Annotated in this window: 32 protein-coding genes; 16 read left to right on the top strand and 16 right to left on the bottom strand. The window is 65.3% G+C overall.

The features are described 5' to 3' along the window. Positions 1 to 45 precede the first annotated feature (45 nt). Positions 46 to 561 carry a hypothetical protein gene (locus tag VIM12_RS18415; protein ID WP_331943376.1) on the bottom strand — a complete coding sequence of 172 codons (516 nt, stop codon included), beginning with the start codon at positions 559 to 561 and terminating at the stop codon, positions 46 to 48. Between the two features lie 225 nt (positions 562 to 786). Between VIM12_RS18415 and VIM12_RS18410 the strand changes: the two genes are divergently transcribed. Continuing rightward, positions 787 to 1,392, top strand: coding sequence for a hypothetical protein (locus tag VIM12_RS18410; protein WP_331943374.1), 606 nt, complete (start codon positions 787 to 789; stop codon positions 1,390 to 1,392). Positions 1,393 to 1,482: 90 nt separating this feature from the next. After that, entirely contained in the window at positions 1,483 to 1,833 is a 351-nt protein-coding gene (locus VIM12_RS18405; RefSeq protein ID WP_331943372.1) for a HopJ type III effector protein, read from the top strand. A gap of 9 nt (positions 1,834 to 1,842) precedes the next feature. Here VIM12_RS18405 and VIM12_RS18400 read toward each other — a convergent pair whose 3' ends face one another. The 3 genes from VIM12_RS18400 to VIM12_RS18390 all read right to left on the bottom strand — a co-directional run bounded on the left by VIM12_RS18400 (position 1,843) and on the right by VIM12_RS18390 (position 3,545). Further along, the gene (locus VIM12_RS18400; RefSeq protein WP_331943370.1) at positions 1,843 to 2,388 is read right to left on the bottom strand and encodes a hypothetical protein; all 546 of its coding nucleotides are present in this window, start codon (positions 2,386 to 2,388) and stop codon (positions 1,843 to 1,845) included. 1 nt (position 2,389) lies between these two features. Continuing rightward, positions 2,390 to 2,641 (bottom strand): hypothetical protein, encoded by a 252-nt coding sequence (locus tag VIM12_RS18395; RefSeq protein ID WP_331943368.1) that lies wholly within the window; start codon positions 2,639 to 2,641, stop codon positions 2,390 to 2,392. A 166-nt stretch (positions 2,642 to 2,807) separates the two neighbouring features. Further along, a complete protein-coding gene (locus VIM12_RS18390) occupies positions 2,808 to 3,545 on the bottom strand; it encodes a hypothetical protein (protein ID WP_331943366.1) in 738 nt (245 codons plus the stop codon). A gap of 155 nt (positions 3,546 to 3,700) precedes the next feature. On the opposite strand from VIM12_RS18390, the gene VIM12_RS18385 reads away from it, so the two are divergent. Further along, on the top strand, positions 3,701 to 4,033 hold the full coding sequence (locus VIM12_RS18385; RefSeq protein ID WP_331943364.1) for a thioredoxin family protein: 333 nt from the start codon (positions 3,701 to 3,703) through the stop codon (positions 4,031 to 4,033). Between the two features lie 74 nt (positions 4,034 to 4,107). Here the strand turns inward: VIM12_RS18385 and VIM12_RS18380 are convergent, their stop codons facing one another. Together VIM12_RS18380 and clsB are read right to left on the bottom strand one after the other, a co-directional pair. Then, complete coding sequence (locus tag VIM12_RS18380; protein WP_331943362.1) at positions 4,108 to 5,091, bottom strand: lysylphosphatidylglycerol synthase domain-containing protein; 984 nt, start codon at positions 5,089 to 5,091, stop codon at positions 4,108 to 4,110. Further along, entirely contained in the window at positions 5,088 to 6,317 is a 1,230-nt protein-coding gene (gene clsB / locus VIM12_RS18375) for a cardiolipin synthase ClsB (protein ID WP_331943360.1), read from the bottom strand. The genes VIM12_RS18380 and clsB overlap by 4 nt, the downstream gene beginning before the upstream one ends. A 268-nt stretch (positions 6,318 to 6,585) precedes the next feature. Between clsB and VIM12_RS18370 the strand changes: the two genes are divergently transcribed. Together VIM12_RS18370 and VIM12_RS18365 are read left to right on the top strand one after the other, a co-directional pair. After that, positions 6,586 to 8,454 (top strand): glycosyltransferase family A protein, encoded by a 1,869-nt coding sequence (locus tag VIM12_RS18370; RefSeq protein WP_331943358.1) that lies wholly within the window; start codon positions 6,586 to 6,588, stop codon positions 8,452 to 8,454. A gap of 107 nt (positions 8,455 to 8,561) precedes the next feature. Continuing rightward, a complete protein-coding gene (locus VIM12_RS18365) occupies positions 8,562 to 8,966 on the top strand; it encodes a nuclear transport factor 2 family protein (protein WP_331943356.1) in 405 nt (134 codons plus the stop codon). A gap of 78 nt (positions 8,967 to 9,044) precedes the next feature. Here VIM12_RS18365 and VIM12_RS18360 read toward each other — a convergent pair whose 3' ends face one another. Continuing rightward, positions 9,045 to 9,554: a hemerythrin domain-containing protein gene (locus tag VIM12_RS18360; RefSeq protein ID WP_331943354.1), complete on the bottom strand. Its 510-nt coding sequence runs from the start codon at positions 9,552 to 9,554 to the stop codon at positions 9,045 to 9,047. Between the two features lie 175 nt (positions 9,555 to 9,729). On the opposite strand from VIM12_RS18360, the gene VIM12_RS18355 reads away from it, so the two are divergent. After that, on the top strand, positions 9,730 to 10,410 hold the full coding sequence (locus VIM12_RS18355; RefSeq protein ID WP_331943352.1) for a phospholipase: 681 nt from the start codon (positions 9,730 to 9,732) through the stop codon (positions 10,408 to 10,410). Between the two features lie 12 nt (positions 10,411 to 10,422). On the opposite strand, the gene VIM12_RS18350 is transcribed toward VIM12_RS18355, so the two are convergent. After that, positions 10,423 to 10,647 (bottom strand): hypothetical protein, encoded by a 225-nt coding sequence (locus VIM12_RS18350; RefSeq protein WP_331943350.1) that lies wholly within the window; start codon positions 10,645 to 10,647, stop codon positions 10,423 to 10,425. A 157-nt stretch (positions 10,648 to 10,804) separates the two neighbouring features. Between VIM12_RS18350 and VIM12_RS18345 the strand changes: the two genes are divergently transcribed. After that, complete coding sequence (locus VIM12_RS18345; protein ID WP_331943348.1) at positions 10,805 to 11,758, top strand: ABC transporter ATP-binding protein; 954 nt, start codon at positions 10,805 to 10,807, stop codon at positions 11,756 to 11,758. After that, the gene (locus VIM12_RS18340) at positions 11,755 to 12,516 is read left to right on the top strand and encodes an ABC transporter permease (RefSeq protein ID WP_331943346.1); all 762 of its coding nucleotides are present in this window, start codon (positions 11,755 to 11,757) and stop codon (positions 12,514 to 12,516) included. The genes VIM12_RS18345 and VIM12_RS18340 overlap by 4 nt, the downstream gene beginning before the upstream one ends. Positions 12,517 to 12,518: 2 nt before the next feature. On the opposite strand, the gene VIM12_RS18335 is transcribed toward VIM12_RS18340, so the two are convergent. From VIM12_RS18335 to VIM12_RS18325, 3 genes are all read right to left on the bottom strand, one after another. Next, positions 12,519 to 13,160 (bottom strand): DsbA family oxidoreductase, encoded by a 642-nt coding sequence (locus VIM12_RS18335; protein WP_331943344.1) that lies wholly within the window; start codon positions 13,158 to 13,160, stop codon positions 12,519 to 12,521. Further along, positions 13,157 to 13,492 carry a hypothetical protein gene (locus VIM12_RS18330; protein ID WP_331943342.1) on the bottom strand — a complete coding sequence of 112 codons (336 nt, stop codon included), beginning with the start codon at positions 13,490 to 13,492 and terminating at the stop codon, positions 13,157 to 13,159. Before VIM12_RS18330 ends, VIM12_RS18335 begins: the two co-directional genes overlap by 4 nt. 73 nt (positions 13,493 to 13,565) lie before the next feature. Then, a complete protein-coding gene (locus VIM12_RS18325) occupies positions 13,566 to 14,636 on the bottom strand; it encodes an HDOD domain-containing protein (protein WP_331943340.1) in 1,071 nt (356 codons plus the stop codon). A 191-nt stretch (positions 14,637 to 14,827) separates the two neighbouring features. Here VIM12_RS18325 and VIM12_RS18320 point away from each other — a divergent pair, with 191 nt between their 5' ends. Then, positions 14,828 to 15,304: an SRPBCC family protein gene (locus VIM12_RS18320; protein ID WP_331943338.1), complete on the top strand. Its 477-nt coding sequence runs from the start codon at positions 14,828 to 14,830 to the stop codon at positions 15,302 to 15,304. A gap of 22 nt (positions 15,305 to 15,326) precedes the next feature. On the opposite strand, the gene VIM12_RS18315 is transcribed toward VIM12_RS18320, so the two are convergent. The 4 genes from VIM12_RS18315 to VIM12_RS18300 all read right to left on the bottom strand — a co-directional run bounded on the left by VIM12_RS18315 (position 15,327) and on the right by VIM12_RS18300 (position 17,953). Next, a complete protein-coding gene (locus VIM12_RS18315) occupies positions 15,327 to 15,902 on the bottom strand; it encodes a restriction endonuclease (protein WP_331943336.1) in 576 nt (191 codons plus the stop codon). A 2-nt stretch (positions 15,903 to 15,904) separates the two neighbouring features. After that, on the bottom strand, positions 15,905 to 16,453 hold the full coding sequence (locus tag VIM12_RS18310; RefSeq protein ID WP_331943334.1) for a M15 family metallopeptidase: 549 nt from the start codon (positions 16,451 to 16,453) through the stop codon (positions 15,905 to 15,907). A gap of 190 nt (positions 16,454 to 16,643) precedes the next feature. Next, on the bottom strand, positions 16,644 to 16,988 hold the full coding sequence (locus VIM12_RS18305) for a hypothetical protein (protein WP_331943332.1): 345 nt from the start codon (positions 16,986 to 16,988) through the stop codon (positions 16,644 to 16,646). Between the two features lie 137 nt (positions 16,989 to 17,125). Continuing rightward, positions 17,126 to 17,953, bottom strand: a complete 828-nt coding sequence (locus tag VIM12_RS18300; RefSeq protein WP_331943330.1) for a MipA/OmpV family protein — start codon at positions 17,951 to 17,953, stop codon at positions 17,126 to 17,128. A 133-nt stretch (positions 17,954 to 18,086) separates the two neighbouring features. On the opposite strand from VIM12_RS18300, the gene VIM12_RS18295 reads away from it, so the two are divergent. The 3 genes from VIM12_RS18295 to VIM12_RS18285 all read left to right on the top strand — a co-directional run bounded on the left by VIM12_RS18295 (position 18,087) and on the right by VIM12_RS18285 (position 20,079). Further along, positions 18,087 to 19,010, top strand: coding sequence for a PRC-barrel domain-containing protein (locus VIM12_RS18295; RefSeq protein WP_331943328.1), 924 nt, complete (start codon positions 18,087 to 18,089; stop codon positions 19,008 to 19,010). A gap of 107 nt (positions 19,011 to 19,117) precedes the next feature. Continuing rightward, positions 19,118 to 19,303 carry a hypothetical protein gene (locus tag VIM12_RS18290; RefSeq protein ID WP_331943326.1) on the top strand — a complete coding sequence of 62 codons (186 nt, stop codon included), beginning with the start codon at positions 19,118 to 19,120 and terminating at the stop codon, positions 19,301 to 19,303. A gap of 245 nt (positions 19,304 to 19,548) precedes the next feature. Then, the gene (locus tag VIM12_RS18285) at positions 19,549 to 20,079 is read left to right on the top strand and encodes a hypothetical protein (RefSeq protein ID WP_331943324.1); all 531 of its coding nucleotides are present in this window, start codon (positions 19,549 to 19,551) and stop codon (positions 20,077 to 20,079) included. Between the two features lie 55 nt (positions 20,080 to 20,134). On the opposite strand, the gene VIM12_RS18280 is transcribed toward VIM12_RS18285, so the two are convergent. Beyond that, positions 20,135 to 20,320, bottom strand: coding sequence for a hypothetical protein (locus VIM12_RS18280; RefSeq protein ID WP_331943322.1), 186 nt, complete (start codon positions 20,318 to 20,320; stop codon positions 20,135 to 20,137). Positions 20,321 to 20,591: 271 nt separating this feature from the next. Here VIM12_RS18280 and VIM12_RS18275 point away from each other — a divergent pair, with 271 nt between their 5' ends. From VIM12_RS18275 to VIM12_RS18260, 4 genes are all read left to right on the top strand, one after another. Further along, complete coding sequence (locus tag VIM12_RS18275; protein ID WP_331943320.1) at positions 20,592 to 21,227, top strand: LysE family transporter; 636 nt, start codon at positions 20,592 to 20,594, stop codon at positions 21,225 to 21,227. Between the two features lie 68 nt (positions 21,228 to 21,295). After that, positions 21,296 to 21,586, top strand: coding sequence for a hypothetical protein (locus VIM12_RS18270; protein WP_331943318.1), 291 nt, complete (start codon positions 21,296 to 21,298; stop codon positions 21,584 to 21,586). Between the two features lie 32 nt (positions 21,587 to 21,618). Beyond that, entirely contained in the window at positions 21,619 to 22,047 is a 429-nt protein-coding gene (locus tag VIM12_RS18265; RefSeq protein ID WP_331943317.1) for a DUF2721 domain-containing protein, read from the top strand. Between the two features lie 92 nt (positions 22,048 to 22,139). Beyond that, on the top strand, positions 22,140 to 22,760 hold the full coding sequence (locus tag VIM12_RS18260; RefSeq protein WP_331943316.1) for a class I SAM-dependent methyltransferase: 621 nt from the start codon (positions 22,140 to 22,142) through the stop codon (positions 22,758 to 22,760). Positions 22,761 to 22,791 lie beyond the last annotated feature (31 nt).

Below are 22,791 nucleotides of genomic sequence, written 5' to 3'. Positions count from 1 at the left end.
GTCGAGTCCATCTTCCCCTCGGACATGGCGGCGCCGCGATCGTTTCTAGAAATACTTGCGGACCACCTCGTCGAAGGCCTCCTCCACCGATTTGCCTTGCTTCATCAGGGTCGTGATTTCCTCGGTATGACCGGCGATACCGGCGGGGAGGCTTTGCCGGTGATTGCGGAAATACTCGTAGCGCTGCGCCGCGCACTGTTCCTCCAGCCTGGCCGCGCTGGCACGGGTACCGGTGCTGCGCACCGCTTTCGTCGCCTTCCCGCCGGCGGTAACCGGCGCCATGCCGGCAATGGCCGCCTTCACCTGCTCGGTGGAGAAGACCGCGGAAACATTCGTGCCTGAAAATTCGTCGCCTTCGACGCGCAGCAGATGATGACTGCCGTCAAAGGCGATCTTCTTCTCGTCGGCATTGATCACCTGGTAGGCGGGTTCCGGTCCGCCGGTGACCAGCGAGAACTGCACGCGGTCTCCATAGTCTCCCATCCGGGCCAGCACGGCCTTCAGGAATTCGGTCGGCAAGTTCTCAAACTTGCCGTTCCAGCGTTTGCTTCTGGTAGTCAACGTCTTCTGCCTTCAAGAGTTAGGGGACATGGTCCCTTGCCGCATTTTGTCGCGCAAAGGGAATACATACGGCATTATCGCTCGCGAAATCTGCACATGCTTTGATCGGCTACATTATGGCGGATGGAACCGCCGGCGCTGTCAGGTTACCGCCGGCAAGCACGCCGTGTTCCCGACGCTGAACGTTTTCGGGAATCGCGCGCCAAAGCGGTTTTAGGAGGCACTATGGCGCAACTCGACTCGAACGCGATCAATCGCCTCGTCGGCGAATTCATGGATCTGCAGGAAGCCTGGGAAAGCAATCCGGAAGGCTTCGACTGGACCCAGCTCGATATGATCGTGCAACAAGCCGCACAGGCCTACAACGAGGGAAACGGCCCTTCCTTCCATTCCCTTGCGCTTGACGGGGTGCGCCACAGCATCTTTCATGAACGCTTTCTCAGCTCCCTGCTGGAAGCCGGCTTCGATCCTTTCATGCTGGCGCGCGCCGGCAGCGATGCCGAACCGATCCCGGTGATCGACCATGCGCTCCTGGCCGAATCCGCCGAAACCAACGCGTCCTCGGCCCGCATGCGCGAGATGCTGATGGCGCGCGCCCGCGACTATTTCGAACCGCTGGCGGCAGCGGTGGAAGAGGGACAGGATCCCTACCAGTTGCCGCTGTTCGCCTCGGCCAGGGCGTGCGCCGAGTCGGTGCCGGACGACCTGATGCACCGGATTGCGCCGGACTTCGCGGGCAGCGGAGGCGGCGCCCCGCTGACCGGAGTCAAGGAAGGCTATCTGACGCCGGCCGAAATGCAGGCGGACAGCCGTCACCGGCCGGTAGGTTAGGGGCAGCGGCCGAGCGGCATTGCGGGCAATCGGCTATCCTCTTGCGGCCGTGCATGTGCACGGTCGATCAACCTGCCTTCCGGATAAGCAATGACACTGGACGACTTCCTGCACCGTGTGCGCACGCAGCCCGCCACTATCGAATTCAGCGACACAATGGGCGTCATCGACACCCACTTCGCCTTCACCCCGACGGCCTTTGTCAATGGCGCCGTGCGCAACGAGGCCGGACAGAACAACGGTTCCTGCAAGCTGCTGGCCTTCGCCAGGCTGCACGGGCTGGATGCGCAGCAGACCCTGGCCTGCTTCGGCGCCTATTACCGGCAGGATGTGCTCGGCAGTCCGGGTGGCAGCGACCACCAGAACATCCGCAACTTCATGAAGACCGGCTGGGACGGCGTCCGCTTCGAGGCGGACGCCCTGCAGCCGAAACCGCGCTAGCGCCGCGGCTCAGCCCATCCACATCGAGGCGGACCGCCCGCCGTCTTCCGAGATGGCAAGATGCACGTTGGCCTGGCGCAGGAAGCGCGCCTCGCTCAGGGGATCCTGCAGGTGCAGCAGCTGCGCCGCCATCACGTCATAGACCGGAACATCGCCGGCCGGATGGGCGCACAAGCGGTGCTTGACCCTGCCCGTCGGGTACAGCACGTCGATGTTGGCAAAGGTGCCGGGGCGGATCCGGTAGCGGTTGCCGCTGGCGGCGCCGGCGACGTAGAAATGGCCGAACTGGCGAAATTCGTTGCGCTGCTGCGGCGACAACAGGCGCATCAGCAGGCTGAGCGAGCGACGCTTCGCGCGCCGCTCGCGGTGGATATCCTCGAAGCCCGCGAGGTCGCTGTTGCGGAAGGTTTCAAGGGCATGCTCCCTGACCCGCTGGTAAAGGCCATGGACGCCATGGACGCCACGGCGCGACGGCCAGGCCGATGATCGTCGCTGGCCGCCGACGAAGCGCACCAGGCGCCGCCAGGCGTCCCGCAGGTCTGGCACGGCGTGCATGTCAGCCCCCTACGGTCCGCGGCACCATGACCAGGTCTTCGAGCGTCGGGTCGAATTCGCGGACCGTCTGCTTTGCCTCGTTCTTGCTCCTGGAGCCGAAGGCAGAATAGCCTTCCTTCACCAGCGCGTCGAACGTCTCTCTTGCAACAGCGATCTCGTCCAGCCTGTCCATTTTCCACTTGAGCTGCTTGTGGCCAGAGGTATCCATAATGCTCATCTCGCCGACCAGCGATGCGGGCGCCTTGTCCATCATTGACTCCTTGCAAACCGACTACGATAGCCCCCTGATGCCTGCCGCAGCGTATCGCTGTTTTCGTGAACGGAGATGCGCTTGCATGCACCGTCTTTTCGCTCATTCTCGACGCAAAAGCGGATGGATTGGGACCCGGCGCATGTGATCTATGTCAAGCACAGTCAAGTCAGAAGCTGTAGCTCACGCCTGCCACCGCATGGAAGCTGCGCAGCGGAGAATCGATGTCGCCGCCATAACCCTGGAGCGCACTGCCGCTGTTGAATTTCGCCTCGACGAAGGCACCTGCGCGCTCGGTAAACCGATATTGCACGCCACCCAGCATCTGGTATCCGAGACCGGAGGATTCATACGCCGGCGGTCGACCTATCCCAGTCATGCCGTCGGAGGACGGCCGGTAGTAGGCAAGCCCGACGCCGACATAGGGCAGCAGCCTGCCCGTTCCCGCCTCGTTGCCCTCCTCCCGCCAGCGATAAAGGCCGCCGACGCTGAGAACATCGACCCCTTGCGGCTGCTGGCCGAAGCGTTGCGCCAGGCGGTCCATCGGCGACGGGTTGCTGGCCAGCGCCCCGCGCCAGAGTCCGCTTCCGGCCGCCGTTGCGCCCCCCTGCGCACCGACGCCGTAGTGGGTGAAGTCGACGCCTATCCCCCAGTTGGGAAAGCGTTCGGGAAAGTGGCTGAAACGCAGGCCGTAGGACGGGACGCGGCGCAAGGTCCCAGGTTCGCCGCGCGGCTCCGGAGGGTTGATACCGACACGCCCGCCGGGAGGAGACAGGCGTGCACCGTCCGTCGCGGCGTCCGGGCCGGTGGAGTACAAGGAGAAGATGTTTTCCGCGGCAGCGGAAGCCGCAACGACGAACAGGCAGGCGGCGTGCACCGCGGCGACGCATTTGATTTGCTGGCGCATGTACGGCATCTCCAGGAGCGGTATCCTTGTTCTCATACAATAGGAGCCGGCGCGTCCGGACGCAAATTTTTCGCACGCATCCTTGCTGCGCCACGTGCCGCGGAACCGCGGCTCTTCCTGCAAATCTATGACGTAATGCCGACCTGGTGACCACCATGACGATGAACCACGACTACGCTGCGACGGAGCCGGCACGCGCCGACATCGACAAGCTGCAGGGAGCCGCCGTGCTGGAGTTCGGCACGCCCTGGTGCGGCTTCTGCCAGGCCGCGCAAGCGCCTATCGCCGACGCCTTCGCGGCCCATCCGGGCGTGCGCCACCTGAAGATCGAGGACGGCAAGGGACGTCCGCTCGGCCGTTCGTTCCGGGTCACGCTGTGGCCGACGCTGGTCTTTCTGCGCGACGGCCGCGAATGCGCCCGCCTGGTGCGTCCGGGCGACGCCGACAGCATCCGGCGTGCGCTTGCAGAGATCGACCTGCAGGACTGAGCTGCCGCATACCGGTCGACGCAGGCCGGGCGCATGGACAATGCCTGGCCGGCGCATGGTGGGCATGCGGCCGGTCAGCCGCCCTTGCGGCCGCCGGCGCGCCGTGCCCGCAGTTCCATGACCACGTACACAAGTGCCGCGATGGCCAGCGGGCCCAGGTAGTAGATTGCCCGGTAGGCGAGCAGGGCCGCCAGCAATGCATTCCGGGGCACCTCGTGCGACAGCAGGGTAACGAACACCAGCTCCAGCACGCCGAGCCCGGCCGGCACATGGGTGATCACGCCCGCCACGGCCGCCACCAGCAGCACGGCGAGCACCGGACCGAAGGCGATCTCCCGCCCAAGCAGGAGCCACACCGTCCCGCCGATCAGCAGCCAGTTCGCGGATGACATCAGCAACTGCAGCAGTGCCATTCTCAGCGAAGGCAGCTGGATGTCGTGACCGCGTATGCTCCAGTCGCGGCGGCGCGAGAATGCGCACAACAGCACATAGGCGAGCGCGGCCGCCAGCAGGCCGGCGCCCAGCAAGCGCAGCCCGCCGGTGCCGAGCTTCCAGTCGGCCGGCGGCTCCGGTGGGGTCAGGGTGAATGCCAGACCGGCCAGCAGCAGATAGCCGAGCCAGTTGGTCAGCATGCTGAGCGCCACCACCCGGGTCACGGTGGCGGTGTCCAGACCGAGCCGCGAATAGAGGCGATAGCGGAAGGCGACGCCGCCCACCAGCGATCCCATGTTGAGGTTGAAGGCGTAGCTGATGAAGTTCACCGTCATCACTTGCCCGACCGGCAGCCCGTGCTGCGTGACGCGGCGTCCGAGCAGATCGAAACAGCTGTACAGCAGGTAGCTGCAGGCGGCCAGGACGGCTGCCGGCCACAACGTCGATGCCGGGCGCCGCCGCAATGTCTCGAGCACCTCTCCCCATTCCACCGAACGGGCCTGGGTGTACAGAAGGTACCCCACCACCCCGAAGAACAGGACGGTGAGCGCGCGCTTGAGCCACGGCCACCAGGCGCGCGCGGTAATGCCGCCCTTCCGGGCAGCCGCCGTCCGATGCGCGCTCACAGGCTGGCCTTTTCATCCAGGCGGTCGGTTGCCTGCTGCTCCGCCTCCGGCTTCAGCAGTGCAAGGCGAGGCGCATGGGCCGGCAGCCGACCCGCCCAGGACGGATACTTGCGCAGCACATGGAACAGCACGAAACTGCGCAGCTTGCGCCACAGGTGCGGCTCGCGCAGGTCCTCGGCTTCGATCTGCTTGCAACTGTGCGCGATCAGCCCCTCCAGGTTGGCGGCCAGTTCGCGGTTGAAGGCACGGTCGCGGATCATCACGTTCGCTTCGAGGTTCAGTGCAAGGCTCAGCGGATCGAGGTTGCTGGAGCCGACCGTCGACCACTCGTCATCGACCACGGCCACCTTTCCGTGCAGGGGCCGCTTGCAGTATTCGTAGATCCGCACGCCGCCGCGCAGAAGATGAAAATACAGCATGGCAGCGGCGGTCTGCACGATCGGCATGTCCGGGTTGCCCTGCAGGATAAGCGACACTTCGACGCCGCGGCGGGCCGCCTTGCGTAGTTCCCGCAGGAACGCATAGCCGGGGAAGAAATAGGCGTTGGCAATGATGACCCGCTTGCGCGCCAGCCTCAGCGCGAGCCGGTAGTGGCGCTCGATGTCGTTGCGGTGCTCGCCGTTGTCGCGCCAGACGAACATCGCCTCGGCGTCGCCTGCACGCGGCACCGGGCGGCTCGGCCCGGGCGCCGCCCGGCGGCGGAACCAGCGCCGCGGCTTGCCTTCCTCGATGGCCGCGCGCATGAAGCGGTGGATGTCGGCGACGATCGGCCCCTCCACCTCGACCGCGTAATCCTGCTTGGCTTCCGGCCCGAAGTCCGCAAGGTGGTCGGCCGAATAGTTGATGCCGCCGACGAAGGCCAACGCGCCGTCCACCACCACCAGCTTGCGGTGCATGCGGCGGAAATAGTTGAAGCGCCGGAACAGCTTGCGGGCCGGGTCGAAGACGTGGAGGCGCACGCCGGCTTCCGTCAGCGTGCGGATGAAGTCCTCCGACAGGTCCGGCGAGCCGAAGGCGTCAACGGTCACGTCGATGCTGACGCCCCGCCGCGCGGCCTCGACCAGCGCCGCATGCAGCGCCTTGCCGACCTTGTCCTCGTAGAGGATGAAGGTCTCGATCAGGATCTCGGTGCGCGCCCGTGCGATCGCGTCGAATACGCGTGGAAAGAACTGCTCTCCGTTCTCCAGCAGGGCGAACCGGTTGCCGCTGACCCAGTGACGGCTCATGCCGCCTCCCCTCTTCCTCGGGCGAGGCAATCAGGCGGCGTCGTGCATTGGAGGTTCATGTTCGCTTCAGTCGGATTGATGCCGGACAGTATGTCCGCAAACCCGTCGGCAGCGCGTTGTAGTTCGTCAACCGCGGGCCGGTTTGATGGCCTGGATGTGATGCGCCGGATGGGTGATTTATCCCGGCGCACAGGATTGTCGTCGCAAATCAAGGAGGCCAGGTCCATAGTCGCCGTAGGATGGTGCAACGTCCAGACAAGAGGAATACATGCAGCTCATCCATGCACCCGCCGTCAGCGTGCTGATGCCCACCTTCGAACATGCGCAGTTCATCGCACGTGCACTGGACAGCCTGCTGGCGCAGCGCATGGAGGACTGGGAAGCGATCATCGTGGACGACGGCTCCCGCGACGGTACCCAGGCTGCCGTCGCTCCCTACCTCGGGGATCCGCGCATCCATTTCTACCGTTTGCCCGAGAACAAGGGACTCGGCCATGCACTGAACCTGGCGCTGGGCAAGTCGCGCGCGCCGCTGGTCGCCTACCTGCCGAGCGACGATGTCTACTACCGCGATCATCTGCAGCAGCTCAAGGCACGGCTCGACCAGGATCCGGCTGCCGTGCTCGCGTTCTCCGGCGTCCGCCATCGCTACAACCGCGATGCCGACGGGCAGATCGCGGGCCGGCCGCTGCAGCTCGTCCAGTGCATGCACCGCCGCATGCAACTGCGCTGGATCGAACGCAAGGAACTCGAGTCGGACGACCTCGATCGCCTGTACTGGTCCCTGCTGCGGCCGCTCGGCGCCTTCGTTGGCACCGGCAGCGTCAGCTGCGAATGGGTCGATCATCCGCATCAGCGGCACAAGATCATGCAGGAGCCGGCTGGCGGCATCAACACCTTCCGCTCACGCTACCGGGTCACGCAGCCGCTGCGCTTCCACAGCAGCGCCGGCCACCACATCGACGAAGTGACGCAATACCAAGCCATGCGGGAACGGCCGGACACGCCGCCCGCCGCCGACGGCCTGAAGATCCTGCTGGTCGGCGAACTGGCCTACAACGCGGACCGGGTGCTGGCGCTGGAGGAGCAAGGACACAAGCTGTACGGGCTCTGGATGCGCGACCCCTACTGGTACAACACCGTCGGGCCGCTGCCTTTCGGCCACGTCGAGGATCTGCCCCGCGACAACTGGCGGGAGGCGGTGCAGCGCATACAGCCGGATGTCATCTATGCGCTGCTGAACTGGCAGGCGGTGCCATTCGCCCACGAAGTGATGATGGCGACGCGCGGCACGCCCTTCGTCTGGCACTTCAAGGAAGGCCCGTTCATCTGCATGGAGAAAGGCACCTGGCCGCAGCTGGTGGAACTGCATCGCCATGCGGACGGACAGATCTTTTCAAGCCCGGAGATGCGCGACTGGTTCGACACCGTCGTGCCGGGACTCTCGCGCAGCAAGCCCACCCATGTGCTGGACGGCGACCTGCCGAAACGCGACTGGTTCGACCAGCCGCGCTCGCCGCTGCTGTCGGAATCCGATGGCGAGGTTCACACCGTTTCCCCGGGTCGTCCGATCGGGCTGCATCCCCATACGGTGGCGGAGCTTGCCGCGCACCGCATCCATCTGCATTTCTACGGCGAGTTCACGCACGGCCAGTGGAAGGAGTGGATCGACCGGACGCAGGCGCTCGCGCCAGGCTACCTGCACCTCCACCCGAATGTCGAGCAGGGCCGCTGGACGCGCGAATTCTCGCAGTACGACGCCGGCTGGCTGCACAGCTTCAGGAGCGTGAACGGCGGCGAATTGCGGCGCGCCAACTGGGACGACCTGAACTATCCGGCGCGGATGAGCACGCTGGCGGCAGCCGGATTGCCGATGATCCAGCAAAGCAACGACGGCGCGCTGGTCGCCACCCGCTCCCTGGCGCAGGCCCTGGGCATCAGCGTGTTCTTCGACGACATTGCCGGCCTCGCCGCGGCCCTGCATGACAGGGGCGCCATGCAGGCGGTGCGCGAACGGGTCTGGTCGCAACGGGCGCAGTTCACCTTCGACCACCACGTGCCGCAACTGGTCACCTTCTTCCGCAGCGTGATCGAAGCCGCCTCGTCGCAGCCCCTGCGCCGCGCCAGCGCAGGCTGACGCGGGCATCGGTGAACTTTGCCCGCCGGCCCACATCGTACTGCCACTTCTTCTGCTTGCGCCGGCACCGCGCAGGCGTGCCTTGAACCGTTTACTGCGAGGAAAGCATGGATCAGCAACAGGTCAGGAGCATGGCGGAAACCTTCATCGCGCGCCTGCACAGCGTGGAGCAGGGAGAATCGGCGGGCGTGGATACCATCGTCGAGATGTTTGCCGATGACGCCGAGTTGAGCAACCCGTTGGTGGAGCGCACGGGCCACGAGCGCAAGGGGCGGGACCAGATCGCGCAGTTCTGGCGCGAGTACCGGGGCGTATTCCGCGACATCCACTCCGAGTTCACTGACGTCACCGCGAGCGATCATTCGGCCGGGCTGTTCTGGCGGTCGACCGGTACCGACGCCGGCGGCAAGCCGCTGGAGTACGAAGGCGTGAGCCTGCTGACCTTCAACGAAGACGGGAAGATCCGGCATTTCAAGGGCTACTTCGACAGCAGGCAGGTCAGCGCCGCGTAACCGTCCTGCGCGTCGTCCTTCGGCGACACCGGCCGCAGGACGACAGGCGCAGTCCTGGGCCGGCGTCCTCCGCCCTGCTCAGCGCGGCCTGCCCGGCTGGTCGCTTGCCCGCGCCGCTGCGCTCACCATGCTGGCCTCGTAGGCCTGCATCTGCACGCCGAGTGCGGTCATGTCGAGATTCGCCTGCTGCACTTTCGGGAACAGCTGCTGCTCCTCGCTTTCGACATGGTGCAGGACCGATTCCGACAGCTGCCGCATCAGCTGCTCATACTGCGGGTCGCCGACGTCCATGCCCTTGAGCTGCTGCATCAGGTCCCGTGCCTCCTGGTGTTCCTGTTCGGAATGGTTGACCAGAGACGGATCGACGTCGTGCACCTGCGGATAAAACACCGTCTCTTCCAGTGCAGCATGCATTTCCAGCAGTTCGATGACACGCGGTCCGGCCTCCTGCCGCACGTTCATGTCCTGCGTGTTAAGAAAGCGTTCGAAGAGTTGCTTCACAGTAGCGTGGTCGGCCTTGAGCGCCTCGAGCGGGCGATCGACCGGAAAGCCGGCGCCGCTGCGGTTCATGTGCTGTTGCTCATCCATTGCTCGTCTCCTTGTAAGGACGTAGAAAAGAGTCCAGATGACTCCACGTCCGATCCAAGGTTCCTGGCGCAGCACATGTGAAGGGATAGGTGGCCGGCCGCGCGACGGCCGGAACCAAGCAGGACGGCAGGATCTAAACGCTTCCCGGCGCTCCGATTGACGCAAAGGATCGAACATGTCCCGCGATGCCGTCCTGCATGCACGTCCGTCCCGCCCCGCTGCCGCTGCCGCTGCACAGCATGGCCTGCAGAAGCTGGACCTGGGCAGCCGGCGCGACAGCTACCTGTACGTGCCGCCCGGGTGCGACCCGTCCAACCCGGCTCCCCTGGTCCTGCTGCTGCACGGGGGCGGGGGGCACGCCCACCACGGCCTGGACCTGCTGCGGCACCTGGCGGACGACAACGGCATGATCCTGGTGGCGCCGGCGTCCCAGGCACCGACCTGGGACGTCATCGTCAGCCGCACCTACGGACCCGACGTGCGCCTGCTCGACCAGGCACTCGGGGAGGTATTCGCGCGCCATGCGATCGATGTGCGGCGCCTGGCGATCGGCGGCTTTTCGGATGGGGCGTCCTATGCGCTCTCCCTGGGCCTGGCCAACGGCGACCTGTTCAGCCATGTGATCGCGTTCTCGCCGGGATTCATTGCGCCGCTGCAGCCGCGGGGCCAGCCGGCGGTATTCATCTCGCACGGCACGCGCGACGCCGTGCTGCCGGTCGGACCGTGCAGCAGGACGATCGTCCCGCGCCTGCGGCGGGCAGAGTATGCGGTGATGTATGACGAGTTTGAAGGCGGGCACGAGATACCCGCCGAGGTTGCGCGCTTTGCGGTGAACTGGTTCTTCGGCAGGATGTAGCCCGCACGCGCGCTAGTGATTCGGGACCAGCCGGAAGCGGCGGCGTCCGTCGTAGCCCGCCACCTTGCCTTCGGCGTGCGCCCGGGCCAGTGCCTGTTCGATCTCGTCGGGATCGAGGTCCGGCAGGATTTCCGACAGGTCGTCGATGCCCATCAGTCTGGCCCTGTCGCCGTCCCATTGCTGGTAGGCGTCGGCGATCTTTTTCCAGAGTTGTCCTTGATCCCGGGTGGTCTGCATGCGTCCTCCTGAATATGACTACTCCTCAGTCCATCCGCCGGCGAAACAGTTCTTGCCGCACGGCGAGCAATCGACCTGCGTCAAGATCCGGGGCACGCGCACCTGCTGGCGCCGGATGTTTTAACATGGCGCCTGCCATGCATAACAAGGAGAAAACATGCCGGACATGACGAGCCGGGGGCATCCGGTGATTTCGGTGCGCAACCTGACCAAGACCTATGCGACCGGTTTCCGGGCCCTGGAGGAAATCAACCTCGAGATCCGTGCGGGCGAAATCTTTGCGCTGCTCGGCCCGAACGGCGCCGGCAAGACCACGCTGATCAGCATCATCTGCGGCATCGTCAACCCCAGCAGCGGCACGGTCGCCGCCGACGGCCACGACATCGCCCGCGAGTACCGGGCGGCGCGCGCCAAGATCGGGCTGGTGCCGCAGGAGCTGTCGACCGATGCCTTCGAGAGCGTCTGGGACACGGTGAAGTTCAGCCGCGGCCTGTTCGGCCGGGCGCCCGACGACGCGTACCTTGAGCGGATCCTGAGGGACCTCTCGCTCTGGGAAAAGCGGGATGCCAAGATCATGGCACTGTCGGGCGGGATGAAGCGCCGCGTGATGATCGCCAAGGCCCTCAGCCACGAACCGAAGATCCTGTTCCTCGACGAGCCGACTGCCGGCGTCGATGTCGAGCTGCGGCGCGACATGTGGGAAATGGTGCGACGCCTGCGCGAAAGCGGCGTCACCATCATCCTCACCACCCACTACATCGAGGAAGCCGAGGAGATGGCCGACCGCATCGGCGTCATCAGCAAGGGCCGCATCCTGCTGGTCGAGGAGAAGTCGGCCCTCATGCGCAAGCTGGGCAAGAAGCAGCTGACGCTGCACCTGCAGCAGCCGCTGTCCGCGGTGCCCGCCGCCCTCTCCGGCTACCGCATGGAGCTGTCGGCGGACGGGTCGCAGCTGGTGTACACCTTCGATGCCGCCGACGAGCGCACCGGCATCCCGGAGCTGCTGCGCGGCCTGGATGAGTACGGCATCCACTTCAAGGACCTGCAGACCAGCGAGAGCTCGCTGGAAGAGATCTTCATCAGCCTGGTGCACGAGGAAAAACAACAATGAACATTCATGGAATCAAGGCGATCTACAAGTTCGAGATGGCGCGCTGGTTTCGCACCATCATGCAAAGCATCGCCTCGCCGGTGATCTCCACCTCGCTCTACTTCATCGTGTTCGGGGCGGCGATCGGCTCGCGGATGGAGCAGATCGACGGCATCAGCTACGGCGCCTACATCGTGCCTGGCCTGGTGATGCTGTCGGTCCTCACCGAGAGCATCTCGAATGCGTCGTTCGGCATCTACATGCCGAAATGGGCGGGCACGATCTACGAAGTGCTGTCGGCGCCGGTGTCGCCGCTGGAGATCGTGGTCGGCTATGTCGGCGCGGCGGCGACCAAGTCGGTGATCCTCGGGGTGATCATCCTCTGCACCGCGCGCCTCTTTGTCGACTACACCATCCTGCACCCGTTCTGGATGGTGGGCTTCCTGATCCTGACGGCGCTGACCTTCTGCCTGTTCGGCTTCATCATCGGCGTGTGGGCCGATGGCTGGGAGAAGCTGCAGATCGTGCCGGTGATGATCGTCACACCCCTCACCTTCCTCGGCGGCAGTTTCTACTCGATCCACATGCTGCCGCCGTTCTGGCAGAAACTCACGCTGATCAATCCGGTGGTCTACCTGGTCTCCGGCTTCCGCTGGAGCTTCTACGGTGTATCCGACGTCCACGTCGGCATCAGCTTCGGCATGACGCTCGGCTTCCTGCTGCTGTGCCTGGTGGCGATCATGCTGATCTTCCGCACCGGCTATCGCCTGAAGCGCTGAACTCAGTCTGCGGCGGCGCGCCGCAATGCCTGCTCGAACGCCGCCGCCGGCTGGCCGCCCTGCACCAGGTAGCGGTCGTTGATGATGACCGCGGGGACCGAGTGGATGCCCTGCTCGAGGTAGTAGCGTTCCTGCGCGCGCGTCTCCTGCGCGTAGGCGTCCGAAGCCAGGACCTGGCGGGCTTGTTCCGGGTCGAGTCCGGCTTCCGCCGCCAGCCGCACCAGCAGGTCATGGTCGCCGGGGTTCGCGCCGTCGGTGAAGTAGGCGCCGAACAGCAGGTGCTTGAGTGCCTGCTGGCGCCCTTCCAGCCCGGCCCAGTGCAGCAGGCGGTGTGCGTCGAAGGTGTTGTAGATACGGCTGCGCCGGTCCATGCGGAAATCGAACCCGACTTCGGCGCCGCGCGCGCGGATCGCCTCGCGGGTGCGGGCCGACTGCTCGGGGCTCGCGCCGTATTTCTCCGCCAGGTGTTCATCGATGTCCTGGCCCTCGGGACCCATTTGCGGGTTCAGTTCGAAAGGCTGGAAATGCAGGACACCGTGTATTTCGCCGGCCACCTGCTGCAGGGCCTGCTCCAGCGCCTTGAGGCCGATCGCACACCATGGGCACGATACGTCGGACACGAAATCGATCTTGAGGGTTTTCATTGCCGGCTGCCTGTTTCGTTGTTATCGCCATCCGCCTCGGCATCCTTGCCGACGGCAGCCTTCAGCCGCTGCAGCCGGGCATATTCCTCGGGGTCTTCCTTCGCGAGCCGGCCTTCCCGCCACTTGTAGAAAATAGCGACGCCGAGCATGGCGGCGGCGCCCATCGCGAGCTTTCCCTTGTGATTGCCGATCATGTTCGCGATGTCGGCACCCACGCCCGCCGGCTTTGCCGCGTCCGGTTCCACAGCACCGGTGGACTCGCCCTCTGGCCGACCGGTTGCGGGCGCGTCCGCCGGCGCAGCGTCTTCGGCTTTTGAAAAGATTCTGGACATATCGGTCGGATTTCCTTCCTGACAATGGTCTGATGCAATAGCTGTAGCTTAGTGTGCACGAATTGCTACTGGTTCATTGTCCTGCCGCAGCCGGCTGCCTGGCGCCGGCGGCCGGCAGCAGCCAGACGCGCTCTTCGACCCCGGCCAGTTGCGCCAGGCATTCCAGCTCCTCCTCCTGCAGACCGGCCAATACCCGCGGGTCGGTCGTATCGAGGCGGCCGTGCCGCGCGAGGATGTCCATCTTGCTCAGATAGTCGCCCATGAAGAGGATACGCCCAACCGGCGACATTGCATCGGCGGGCTTGTTTTCTCCCTGCTCCCGAATCGCGCCGAGGACCGGCGCCGGAAAGTGCCAGTCGGCGCCGATGCTGCAGGCCAATGCCCTGCCGATGCTGGCCAGCCCGTTGCAGAAGGTCGGCGAGCCGATGGCCTGCCCCTTGTCGGACATGCGGTCAATCACGCGCAGCGAGACGGTAAGGCCGACGTTCTGGATCAGGCCGGCGAGAAAGGTGTCGAGCGGATCCGCGGCATCCCCCCGCGACAGCATCCGGTTGGCCAGGGCGCAGCGCTCGGACTGTTCCCACAGCCGCGGCGCCACCATACGGGTGAAGCTGCCCGAGCGCAGGTCGATGATCGGCTTGAACGCGACGCTGGTAATCAACTGGCGCAGGCCGTTCTGGCCAAGGATCATGACGGCGTGCTCGACACTGGTGATCGCTGTGCCGGGCTTGTAGGCTACGCTGTTGGCCAGTCGCAGCACCTCGGCGACCAGCACCAGGTCGCCCGAGATCTTGCGCGCCAGTTCGGGGCCGGCAAATTCGCCGCCGCGCAGGCTTTGCAGCAGCTGCGGGATGACGCCCGGCAGCCGGCGCAGCAGGTGGGCTCCCGCTTCGCGCGACTGCAGCACCGCATCCAGCTCCGCCAGGATCGCGTCCTCGTGCGGACTCGTGAAGACCTCCGCGTGATGCTCCGCCTCGAAGAGCCAGCTCGCAAACATGAAGTCGATCCGGTCGCGCTGCATTGTCGTCACCCAGTCGTCGGCGAAGCTGGCGGCCCGGGCAGGCGCCGGGCGCGGAGCGGCCGCGGGCGCCTGGATACGGGGGGCGGGATCAGCGGCAAACAGGCGGCGGAGCCAGTCGATCATGATGAGATTGCCGAAAGCATAGGGAAGATTGCATTTAAGCATGCCTCCGCCTCCGCGTCGACTGTCGCCCGCATTGCCCCTCCATCCCCGCGCTTTCGCCTGAATCTTCCGGCACGCCCTTGTCTAACCGTTACGAGTCGGCTGTCGAGCCTGCCGGCGCCGGAGTGCAACTTCAATTTCAGGAGGTCAACATGTCTACAGTAGAAAAATCGATCGAAGTGAATGTGCCGGTCAACACTGCCTATAACCAGTGGACCCAGTTCGAGGAATTCCCGCGCTTCATGGAGGGCATCACGGAGGTCCGCCAGCTCGACGACACGCACCTGCACTGGTGTGCGGACGTGGGAGGCAAGCGCAAGGAGTGGGATGCCGAGATCACGGAACAGATCCCGGACAAGCGCATCGCCTGGCGCAGCACGACCGGCGCGCCGAATGCCGGCGTCGTGACATTCCACCATATCGATGCCAATACCACCCGCATCATGGTGCAGATGGACTATGACCCGGAAGGCGTGACCGAGAATGTCGGCGACGCACTGGGTGTGTTCTCGCACCGCGTGCATGGCGACCTGGAGCGATTCAAGGAGTTCATCGAGTCGCGCGGCCAGGAGACAGGCGCCTGGCGAGGCGCCGTCAACGAGGGCCAGGGCAGCCGCCCGGGAATGTGACAGCCTGCGGTAAAGGGCGACGTCAGGTGCGGGGCGACGTCACTCCCTGCATCAGCAGGGCGAGTTCCGCGCCGCTGACGACGCGGATCCGGTTCTGTTGCGCAAACTGCAACGCCGCGCCGCTGGCGCCGCCGAGGCTCAGGCAGGCGGCATCCTGTGCATGCTCCCTGTCGACCGCCGCCAGCAGTTCACGCAGTGGCTCGACGCCGGTGCTCGCCGCCTTCCAGCGGCGCGCGCTGACCAGTGTGCTGCGCCCTGCCTTTACCACCGCAAAGTCGGCGGCGCCGTCGAGCCGGCGCACTTCGTATCCCTGGCGGCGATACGCCTGTTCAACCGCCGCGGCAAAGGCATTCCATGGCATTGCGCGCAGTGCATCGAGGGTTCGCGTCACCGTCGCCGCATTCGGGACCCGCCACTGCCGCACGGCGGCAATGATCCCGATGACCAGGAACGGGAAGGCCCCGGATGCGCCATAGGGCGCAAAATCGCGCGGCAGCACGGCCGCCATCGCGAGCGCCACCACGCCCGCCAGCAGGATGCTGATCCACCATGGCTTGCGCAGCAGGATCGCGAACAGCGAGTTTTCGGCCATTCTCATTTTCATTTCCCGCCCCCTTCCGCCGGCGACTGCCAGCACCAGTGCCAAGGTTCGTAGATGAAGCCGAGCGCATTCCCCCTCGGATAGGACAACGTGAATCCGAAGCGCACCGCATGGCGCTGCAGCCAGCGAAATGCCGCGGTGTCCTCGAATGGTTCTTCACGCGGAATGCAACCGGGCGTATTGATATCGATTGCGCGGCCGGTATGGTGCTCGCTGTAGCCCGGCGGCGCACTGAGCATGAGGATCCTTTCCATGGGCATCCGCCGGGCAATCTTCTCGCGGATGATGTCGGCCTGGTCTTCCAGGGTACGAAAGGCCGAGACAATATGCATGTCGACGCCGTCAGCCGCGGCCGCCTGCTTCATCTGCCGCCACGCACGCGCTGCGGCAGGCACCAGCAGATGCTCCCGGTCGTCGCCGCCTGTCTCGGCAGCGACGACCTCGGGCGCGACAGCGTATGGGGGCAGTCCTTTTGCAGCCAGGATTGGCGGCGTAATGCCGAGTTCGGCAAGCAGGCCGGCAAGGGCCGCTTCTTCAATAATTGACATGCTGATATCGGTGCGCGCCGATGGCGCGGGGCAAATGAGCGCCATTCTAAAAGAAAGGCGATGCCGCGTCCGCTGGAACGTGCTTCCAGCAGGTCGCGCGTCCGGCGCGCCGACCGACCCGCCGCTTGCGTAGAAGCGGCATGCAAGGGGAAGTGCACGCCCAGCGGCTGCGAACCGACGGGCCGGGTGATCACACAGGTGTCGGTTTCAGTTGCCGCTGGCGCGCGGACGAATCCGTCCATTTGCCACTGCGCAGGGGAATGATGCGGGCGTTGTGCGCACGCGCCAATACCTGCGCCTCCTCGGTGAATACCGTGCCGACGATGAGCACGCCGTCCGCCGCGGGCTCTCCCATCCTGCGCAGGGCCCGTGCCAGCGGTGCGGACATCACCACATCCCGCTCGCCGTGGTCGCACAGGATCAGCGTGTAGATGCCGTCGGCACGGACCTCCTTCGCCACCGCGTCGCGATAGGCCGGAGGTACTGCGTCCCGCATTCGGCTGCCCTGCACTTTTGCTCGTACGTTCGCTTTCATCAGGGTTCCTCCTGTCGGCCTGAGACCCCCCGCAGACCACGCAATTCCCTAGTGCCCGCCCCGTAGTCGATATGGCCGCGACGAGCATTTGCCTGCTCGCCTGCAGGGCCGCATCCATCTTGCTTCCGGTGGACGCGCTAACGATCGCGCCCGGCATCGACCAGCTCGGACGAGGCGCCGAATATCCACGCAACGGCGAGGCCCACTGACACGCCGTCCCGTTGCCGCACCAGGGGGCTGTCGCGGAATGCCGCGCCGCGCAGGCTGTCGTGACGCAGGAAACCGCCGATCCAGTACCGCGCGAAACGGCGCGACAAGGTCGCCGTGAACTGCGTGCCGGCAAAGCCGCCCGGCGCGTCATAGGCTGGCCGCCCGGCGGCCACCTGGTCCGGCCGTACTCCGTAGAAATAGCTGCTGTAATCGCTGTCGGCATAGAGCGGCCCGCCCTGCACCCCGAGCTTCCAGCCGCGCAATCCGGCCGGGGCGTCCGTCGTGAAGCTGAGGCCCGGGGCGAACAGCCAGCCGACGTGTCGCGGCGAGGATTCCACGGTGACCGCGGCGCGCAATGGCAGGCGCAGCGACAGTGCCGATTTCCGGTCGACGGCCTGCCACAGCCGGATGTCCGCGGTCGGACCGATCTCGACGGCGGGCCGGAGGTCGGGCATGCCCCGCCGCTGTGGATTGTCGTCGGCGCTGACCGGGACACTGCCGTTCAGACTGAGGTTGAGCTGCACGTTGCCGCGATCGAGCAATGCGGCGCGCACACCCCCGCGGTCGGCCTGCAGCACGTCGCCGCGATAGACGAAATACGGCACCGGGAGCAGGTAGCCGCTACGGTTTTCCGCGCCCCGGTAGTCCGGAATGCTCACCGCGCCCACGCCGAAGCCGACTTCCCAGCGCGGCTGCAAATCGGCATGGCAGGGCAAGGCGAGAGAAAGAACTACCAGGCCCAGAAGCTTTTTCATGCGTTTCTCCAAATCCTCGTTGCGCTCATTCTGCTGTCCGCCGCGGTTCGCGTCTTGCGGATGCGCACGAGGCGGCCGCCGGGCGCGGAATTTGCACGGAGGTGGAATCGGCAATTACAGGAGGACCGGAAAAATGCATGCGACTTCCATCAAGACACAGCTGCTCGCCATGATGCTGGCGCCCTTGCTGATCGCGGCGGCCGTGCCAGTGCTTGCACAGGGGCAGCAGTCGCCGCAGAGCGGCAATTCCGCGCGCGATGCGCAGAATGCGGTGCGGATGAACGTGCCGGCCGGCGGACGCGACATGCGTGCCAGCGAAGTGATCGGCAAGCAGGTCAAGAATCCCCAGGGCGAGAACCTCGGCGACATCGAGGACCTGGTGATCGACATCGACAACCAGCGCGTGAGCTACGTCGTGCTGTCCTTCGGCGGCATTGCCAACATCGGTGACAAGCAGTTCGCGCTGCCTGCGGGCCGGCTCCAGCCGGGTGAGCGCGAACGCGACCCGCTGGTGCTGAATGCAAGCAAGGAGGAACTGGAAAAGGCGCCGGGATTCTCGCCGGACAAGCGGCCGAACTTCAGCGAGGAGACCTATCGCGGCGCCGTCGACCGCTACTTCTTCAAGGAGGAAACGGCACGTCATACGCCTTCCGGCGCACGGTTGATCTCGGCGGAGCAGCTGATCGGCAAGGACGTCAATGATCGCGCGGCCCACAGCGCCGGCGAGATCGAGGACCTTGTCGTGAATTTCGGGACCGGCCGCGCATATGCCGTGCTCGAGGTGGACAAGGCCCTGAGCCCGAAGGACAAGCTGGTGGCCCTGCCGTTGAAGGCCTTCTCCTTCCCGCAGCGGCCGGACCTCGACCTGCTGCTCAACGTCGATCGACCGCTGATCGAAAACGCACGCGGCCTCGGCAAGGATGAGTGGGCGGATGTGAACGCCGCGGCGGCGCGGCGCCAGATCGATAGCGAACTTGCACGCTTCCAGGGACAGGTGAAGAGCAATCCCGGTGCAACGCAGACCGGCCGCGAGAGCTCAAGCGGCGCTTCCCGCTGACTGCCGATTTGGCAAGCCGACAAGGGGATGAGACGCCGCGCGAGAAAAGTTTTTTCCTAAAGGAACGAAAGCTTCCGCGCGGCAACTAAGCCCTCTTTGGAGGTTTCATGCGTAATCCCGAATTCAACCCCGCCGATGCCGCCGGCATCCTTTCCGACCTGCTCGACCGCGTTGCCACCCGCCCCGCCGCTGTCCCCGGACAGGAAGCACGCCCATCTGCCCCGCGCCAGATGTCGATTGTCGACTTCACCGAGGAATTGTTGAAGCAGGTCGCGGCCAACAAGCGTTCCTGAAAGCGCGCGACAGCATCGCTGCGCTCGCTGTCTCGCGGCGCCGTTGCTTCCGGGCGCTGCCGCTGCATGCCGTCCGCCTGTCCGGCTGCAGGGCGAGGATGCCATTGATCCGGCGAGGGAAGGACATGTGCCTTCACGCCATGGTGACCTGTCCCGGCGCTTCCGGCTGTCGGCGCAATTCCGCTTGCTGATTGTCAGTGGACGCCCTGGCACCCTGTGCTAAGTTGAAGCAAAGGAGCGCCGCCATGAAAAAAATGCTGATCGCAGCCCTGCTTGCCGTACATTTCCTGCCTGGCCTCGCCACCGCGCATGACAGCGCAACCGTCTACCGGCAGGTCACGCCGGACGGCCGCGTGCTGTATTCGGACAAGGTGCAGCGGGGCGCCCGCCTCGACGAGACCATTGCGGTCGTGCCGCCAATCAAGGGCAATCTGTGGAGTACCACGCCGCCGGACAGGTCGGCGGCGCCGCCCCGGATGGAGCGCACGCCGATCGACCGGCTGAGCACCATCCCGCCGCCGGGCCGGATGAAGTCGGCCAACGACGCCGAGGCAGATGTCATTCGTGCGGAGATGCTGCTGGAGGAAGCGAGGAGGAAGCAGCGGATCGGTATCGAACCGCTGCCCGGGGAGCGAACCGGCAACCTGCACGGCGGCTCCCGCCTGAACGAGGCCTATGCGGACCGCCAGCGCATGCTTGCGGAACATGTCGTGCGGGCCGAGGACTTTCTGCGCCGGATGATGGCCGAGCGCGACATCGTCGTCGGGCGCCGCTGAGCAGCGGCGGCGTCTGCCGGCGCCCCCGCTCGGTGCATCTGCTGAGTGCGTCTGTTCAGTGCGTCTGATGACGCTCCTGCTTCTTGCCGCCGCCGGCGCCGGTATCGCCCCCCGCCTTCTCGTGGCTCTTGTCGTTGTGACTGCTCTTCAGGCTCTGCCCGGACTTGCCGTCGACTGACTTGACGTCCGCCTCGGTTACATTGCGCTTCTGCTCCGGCGTGTTTCCTTTGTCTGTTTCCACGGTATTCCTCCAGTGTCATCGGTCATGGGCTATCGTAGACAATGGCGCTTTCGCAAAGATTCATTTCCTGGCTCATCGACACGATGCTTGCCGCGCAGTGTCAGCACCAGGTGGCTTCCCCTGGCGCCGCGCACCCGTCCTGCGACTACACACCACCGCGCCACCGGTCATCCTGCCATTCGGCATGCAGGCCTGCGGAGCGCGCGAGCGACCTGCCGCGGGCTTTGCTAAGATGGGCGCCCTTTGCCCTGCAACGACGCCGACGTCCGCCATGACATTCACCACCTGGATCACCTTCTTCTTCGCTTCCTGCCTGATCGCGGTCTCGCCCGGCTCCGGTGCCGTGCTGTCGATGTCGCATGGACTTGCCTACGGCGTGCGCAAGGCCACGGTGACCATCCTCGGACTGCAGGCAGGCCTGCTGCTGGTGCTGTTCATTGCCGGCGCCGGCGTCGGCTCGATCCTGCTGGCCTCGGAAACCGCTTTCGCAGTCGTCAAGACGGTCGGCGCGCTCTACCTGATCTACCTCGGCATCACGCAGTGGCGCGCCCGCGTCGACACCGGCGCCGTGCAGTCGCACGGCGGTCCGGCGCCTACCGCAGGCCGGCGCTTCCTGCTCGGCTTCCTGACCAACGCCACCAATCCCAAGGGCATCGTGTTCATGGTCGCGGTGCTGCCGCAGTTCATCTCGGGCAGCGCGCCGCTGCTGCCGCAATTGCTGATCCTTGCCGCCACGACTTGTGCAGTCGACCTGGTGGTGATGCATGGCTATGCGCTCGCCGCAGCGGTCATGCAACGCTACTTCCGCAGCGCAAACGCGGTGCGCAAGCAGAACAAGTTCTTCGGCGGCGTGCTGATGGCGGTCGGCGCCACCCTGTTCTTCGTCAAGCGCACTCCGCACGCCTGAGCCGGGCCCGCACTGCCGGCGGGAACGACCGGCGCGGTTTGCGCACCAAGCAGGAGCGCCTCCGGCTCATGCCCGCCCTTATGGAGAAATGCCCGCTCTGCGGCCGCGACATGGTCGACGGCCCTTCCGTCAACGAGCACCACCTGGTGCCGCGCAGCCATCGCGGCCGGGACAAGGTGCGGGTGCACCGCGTATGTCACAACAAGATCCACTCGGTGTTCAGCGAGAAGGAGCTTGCGGCCTACTACCACACCTGGGAACGCATCCTGGAGAACGAGGAGATGCAGCGCTTCGTCGCCTGGGTCAGGAAGAAGGATCCTTGCTGGTATGACCGCCACGCGCCCCATCGCCGCCGGTAGGCACGGCGCATGCAACAATCGCGGCTTTGCCCTTGTCCGTCCCGACCATGAACCTGACCACGCCCGCCCTGCTTTTTCCCGCCATCTCGCTGCTGCTGCTGGCCTATACCAACCGCTTCATCGTGCTGACCCAGCTGATCCGGCACCTGCACAGCCAGAACCAGGAGAACCTCACGGAGGTCGTCATCAGGCAGATTTCCAACCTGGGCCTGCGCATCACGCTGATTCGCAGGATGCAGGCAATGGGCGTGCTCAGCTTCCTGTTCTGCACCCTTTCGATGTTCCTGCTGTTCCTCGACCTGGTCCGGGCGGCGGAGCATGTTTTCGGCGCGAGCATCTTCCTGCTCGTGGTGTCGCTGCTTTTTTCACTGTACGAAATATTGATCAGCACCAAGGCAATCGAGATCGAACTGGAAGACATTCAGAACCACGCCGTGCGCCAGGGCCGGCAGCTCCGCTAGCTTTCCGTTATGTAACGTGCAGACCGCCGCGGGCTGAACTTTCTGGTGCCGCAGGGTCTTAATACCAGTTTGACAACTCACAAAAAAGAACTATGAATCCCATCTCCGTCGATAACGTCGTCAACACGTACCGCTTCTATGCCCCGGTCTACGACAGCCTGTTCGGCGCGGTACTGGAGCCCGGCCGCAAGGCACTGACCGAGACCGTGCGCGCACTGTCCCCCGCATCCATCCTCGAGGTCGGCGTGGGCACCGGTCTCACGCTGAGCCAGTATCCGGCGACTTCCGCCATCGTCGGCATCGACATCTCGGATCACATGCTGGAGATCGCGCGGGAACGGGCGAGCAAGATGCCGGAGCGCAGCATCCATCTGGCTGCGATGAACGCGGAGATGATGGAATTCCCGGACAACAGCTTCGACTGCGTCGCCATCCCGTACGTGCTGTCGGTGACGCCGCATCCGGAAAGGCTGGTGGCGGAGATCCGCAGGGTTTGCAAGCCGGGAGGCACGATCCTGATCCTGAACCACTTCAGCGGCAGCCGCGTCTGGTGGTTCCTCGAGCGCGCCGTGCGCTCGCTCGCCAACCGCATCGGCTTCCGGTCCGACTTCTGCTACAACGAGCAGATCCTGAAGTACGACTGGGAAATCCAGTCGGTCCGCAAGGTCAACCTGTTCGGCCTGTCCCGCCTGGTGGTGATCCGCAATACCTGATCGAACGGTCACGTCCTGCCGGGATCAATGG

Origin of the sequence: Noviherbaspirillum sp., assembly GCF_036563305.1 — a bacterium.
Lineage (GTDB): Bacteria > Pseudomonadota > Gammaproteobacteria > Burkholderiales > Burkholderiaceae_D > Noviherbaspirillum.
Note: the sequence above shows the minus strand (reverse complement) of the source record. Positions and strands in the feature narration are given on the sequence as shown.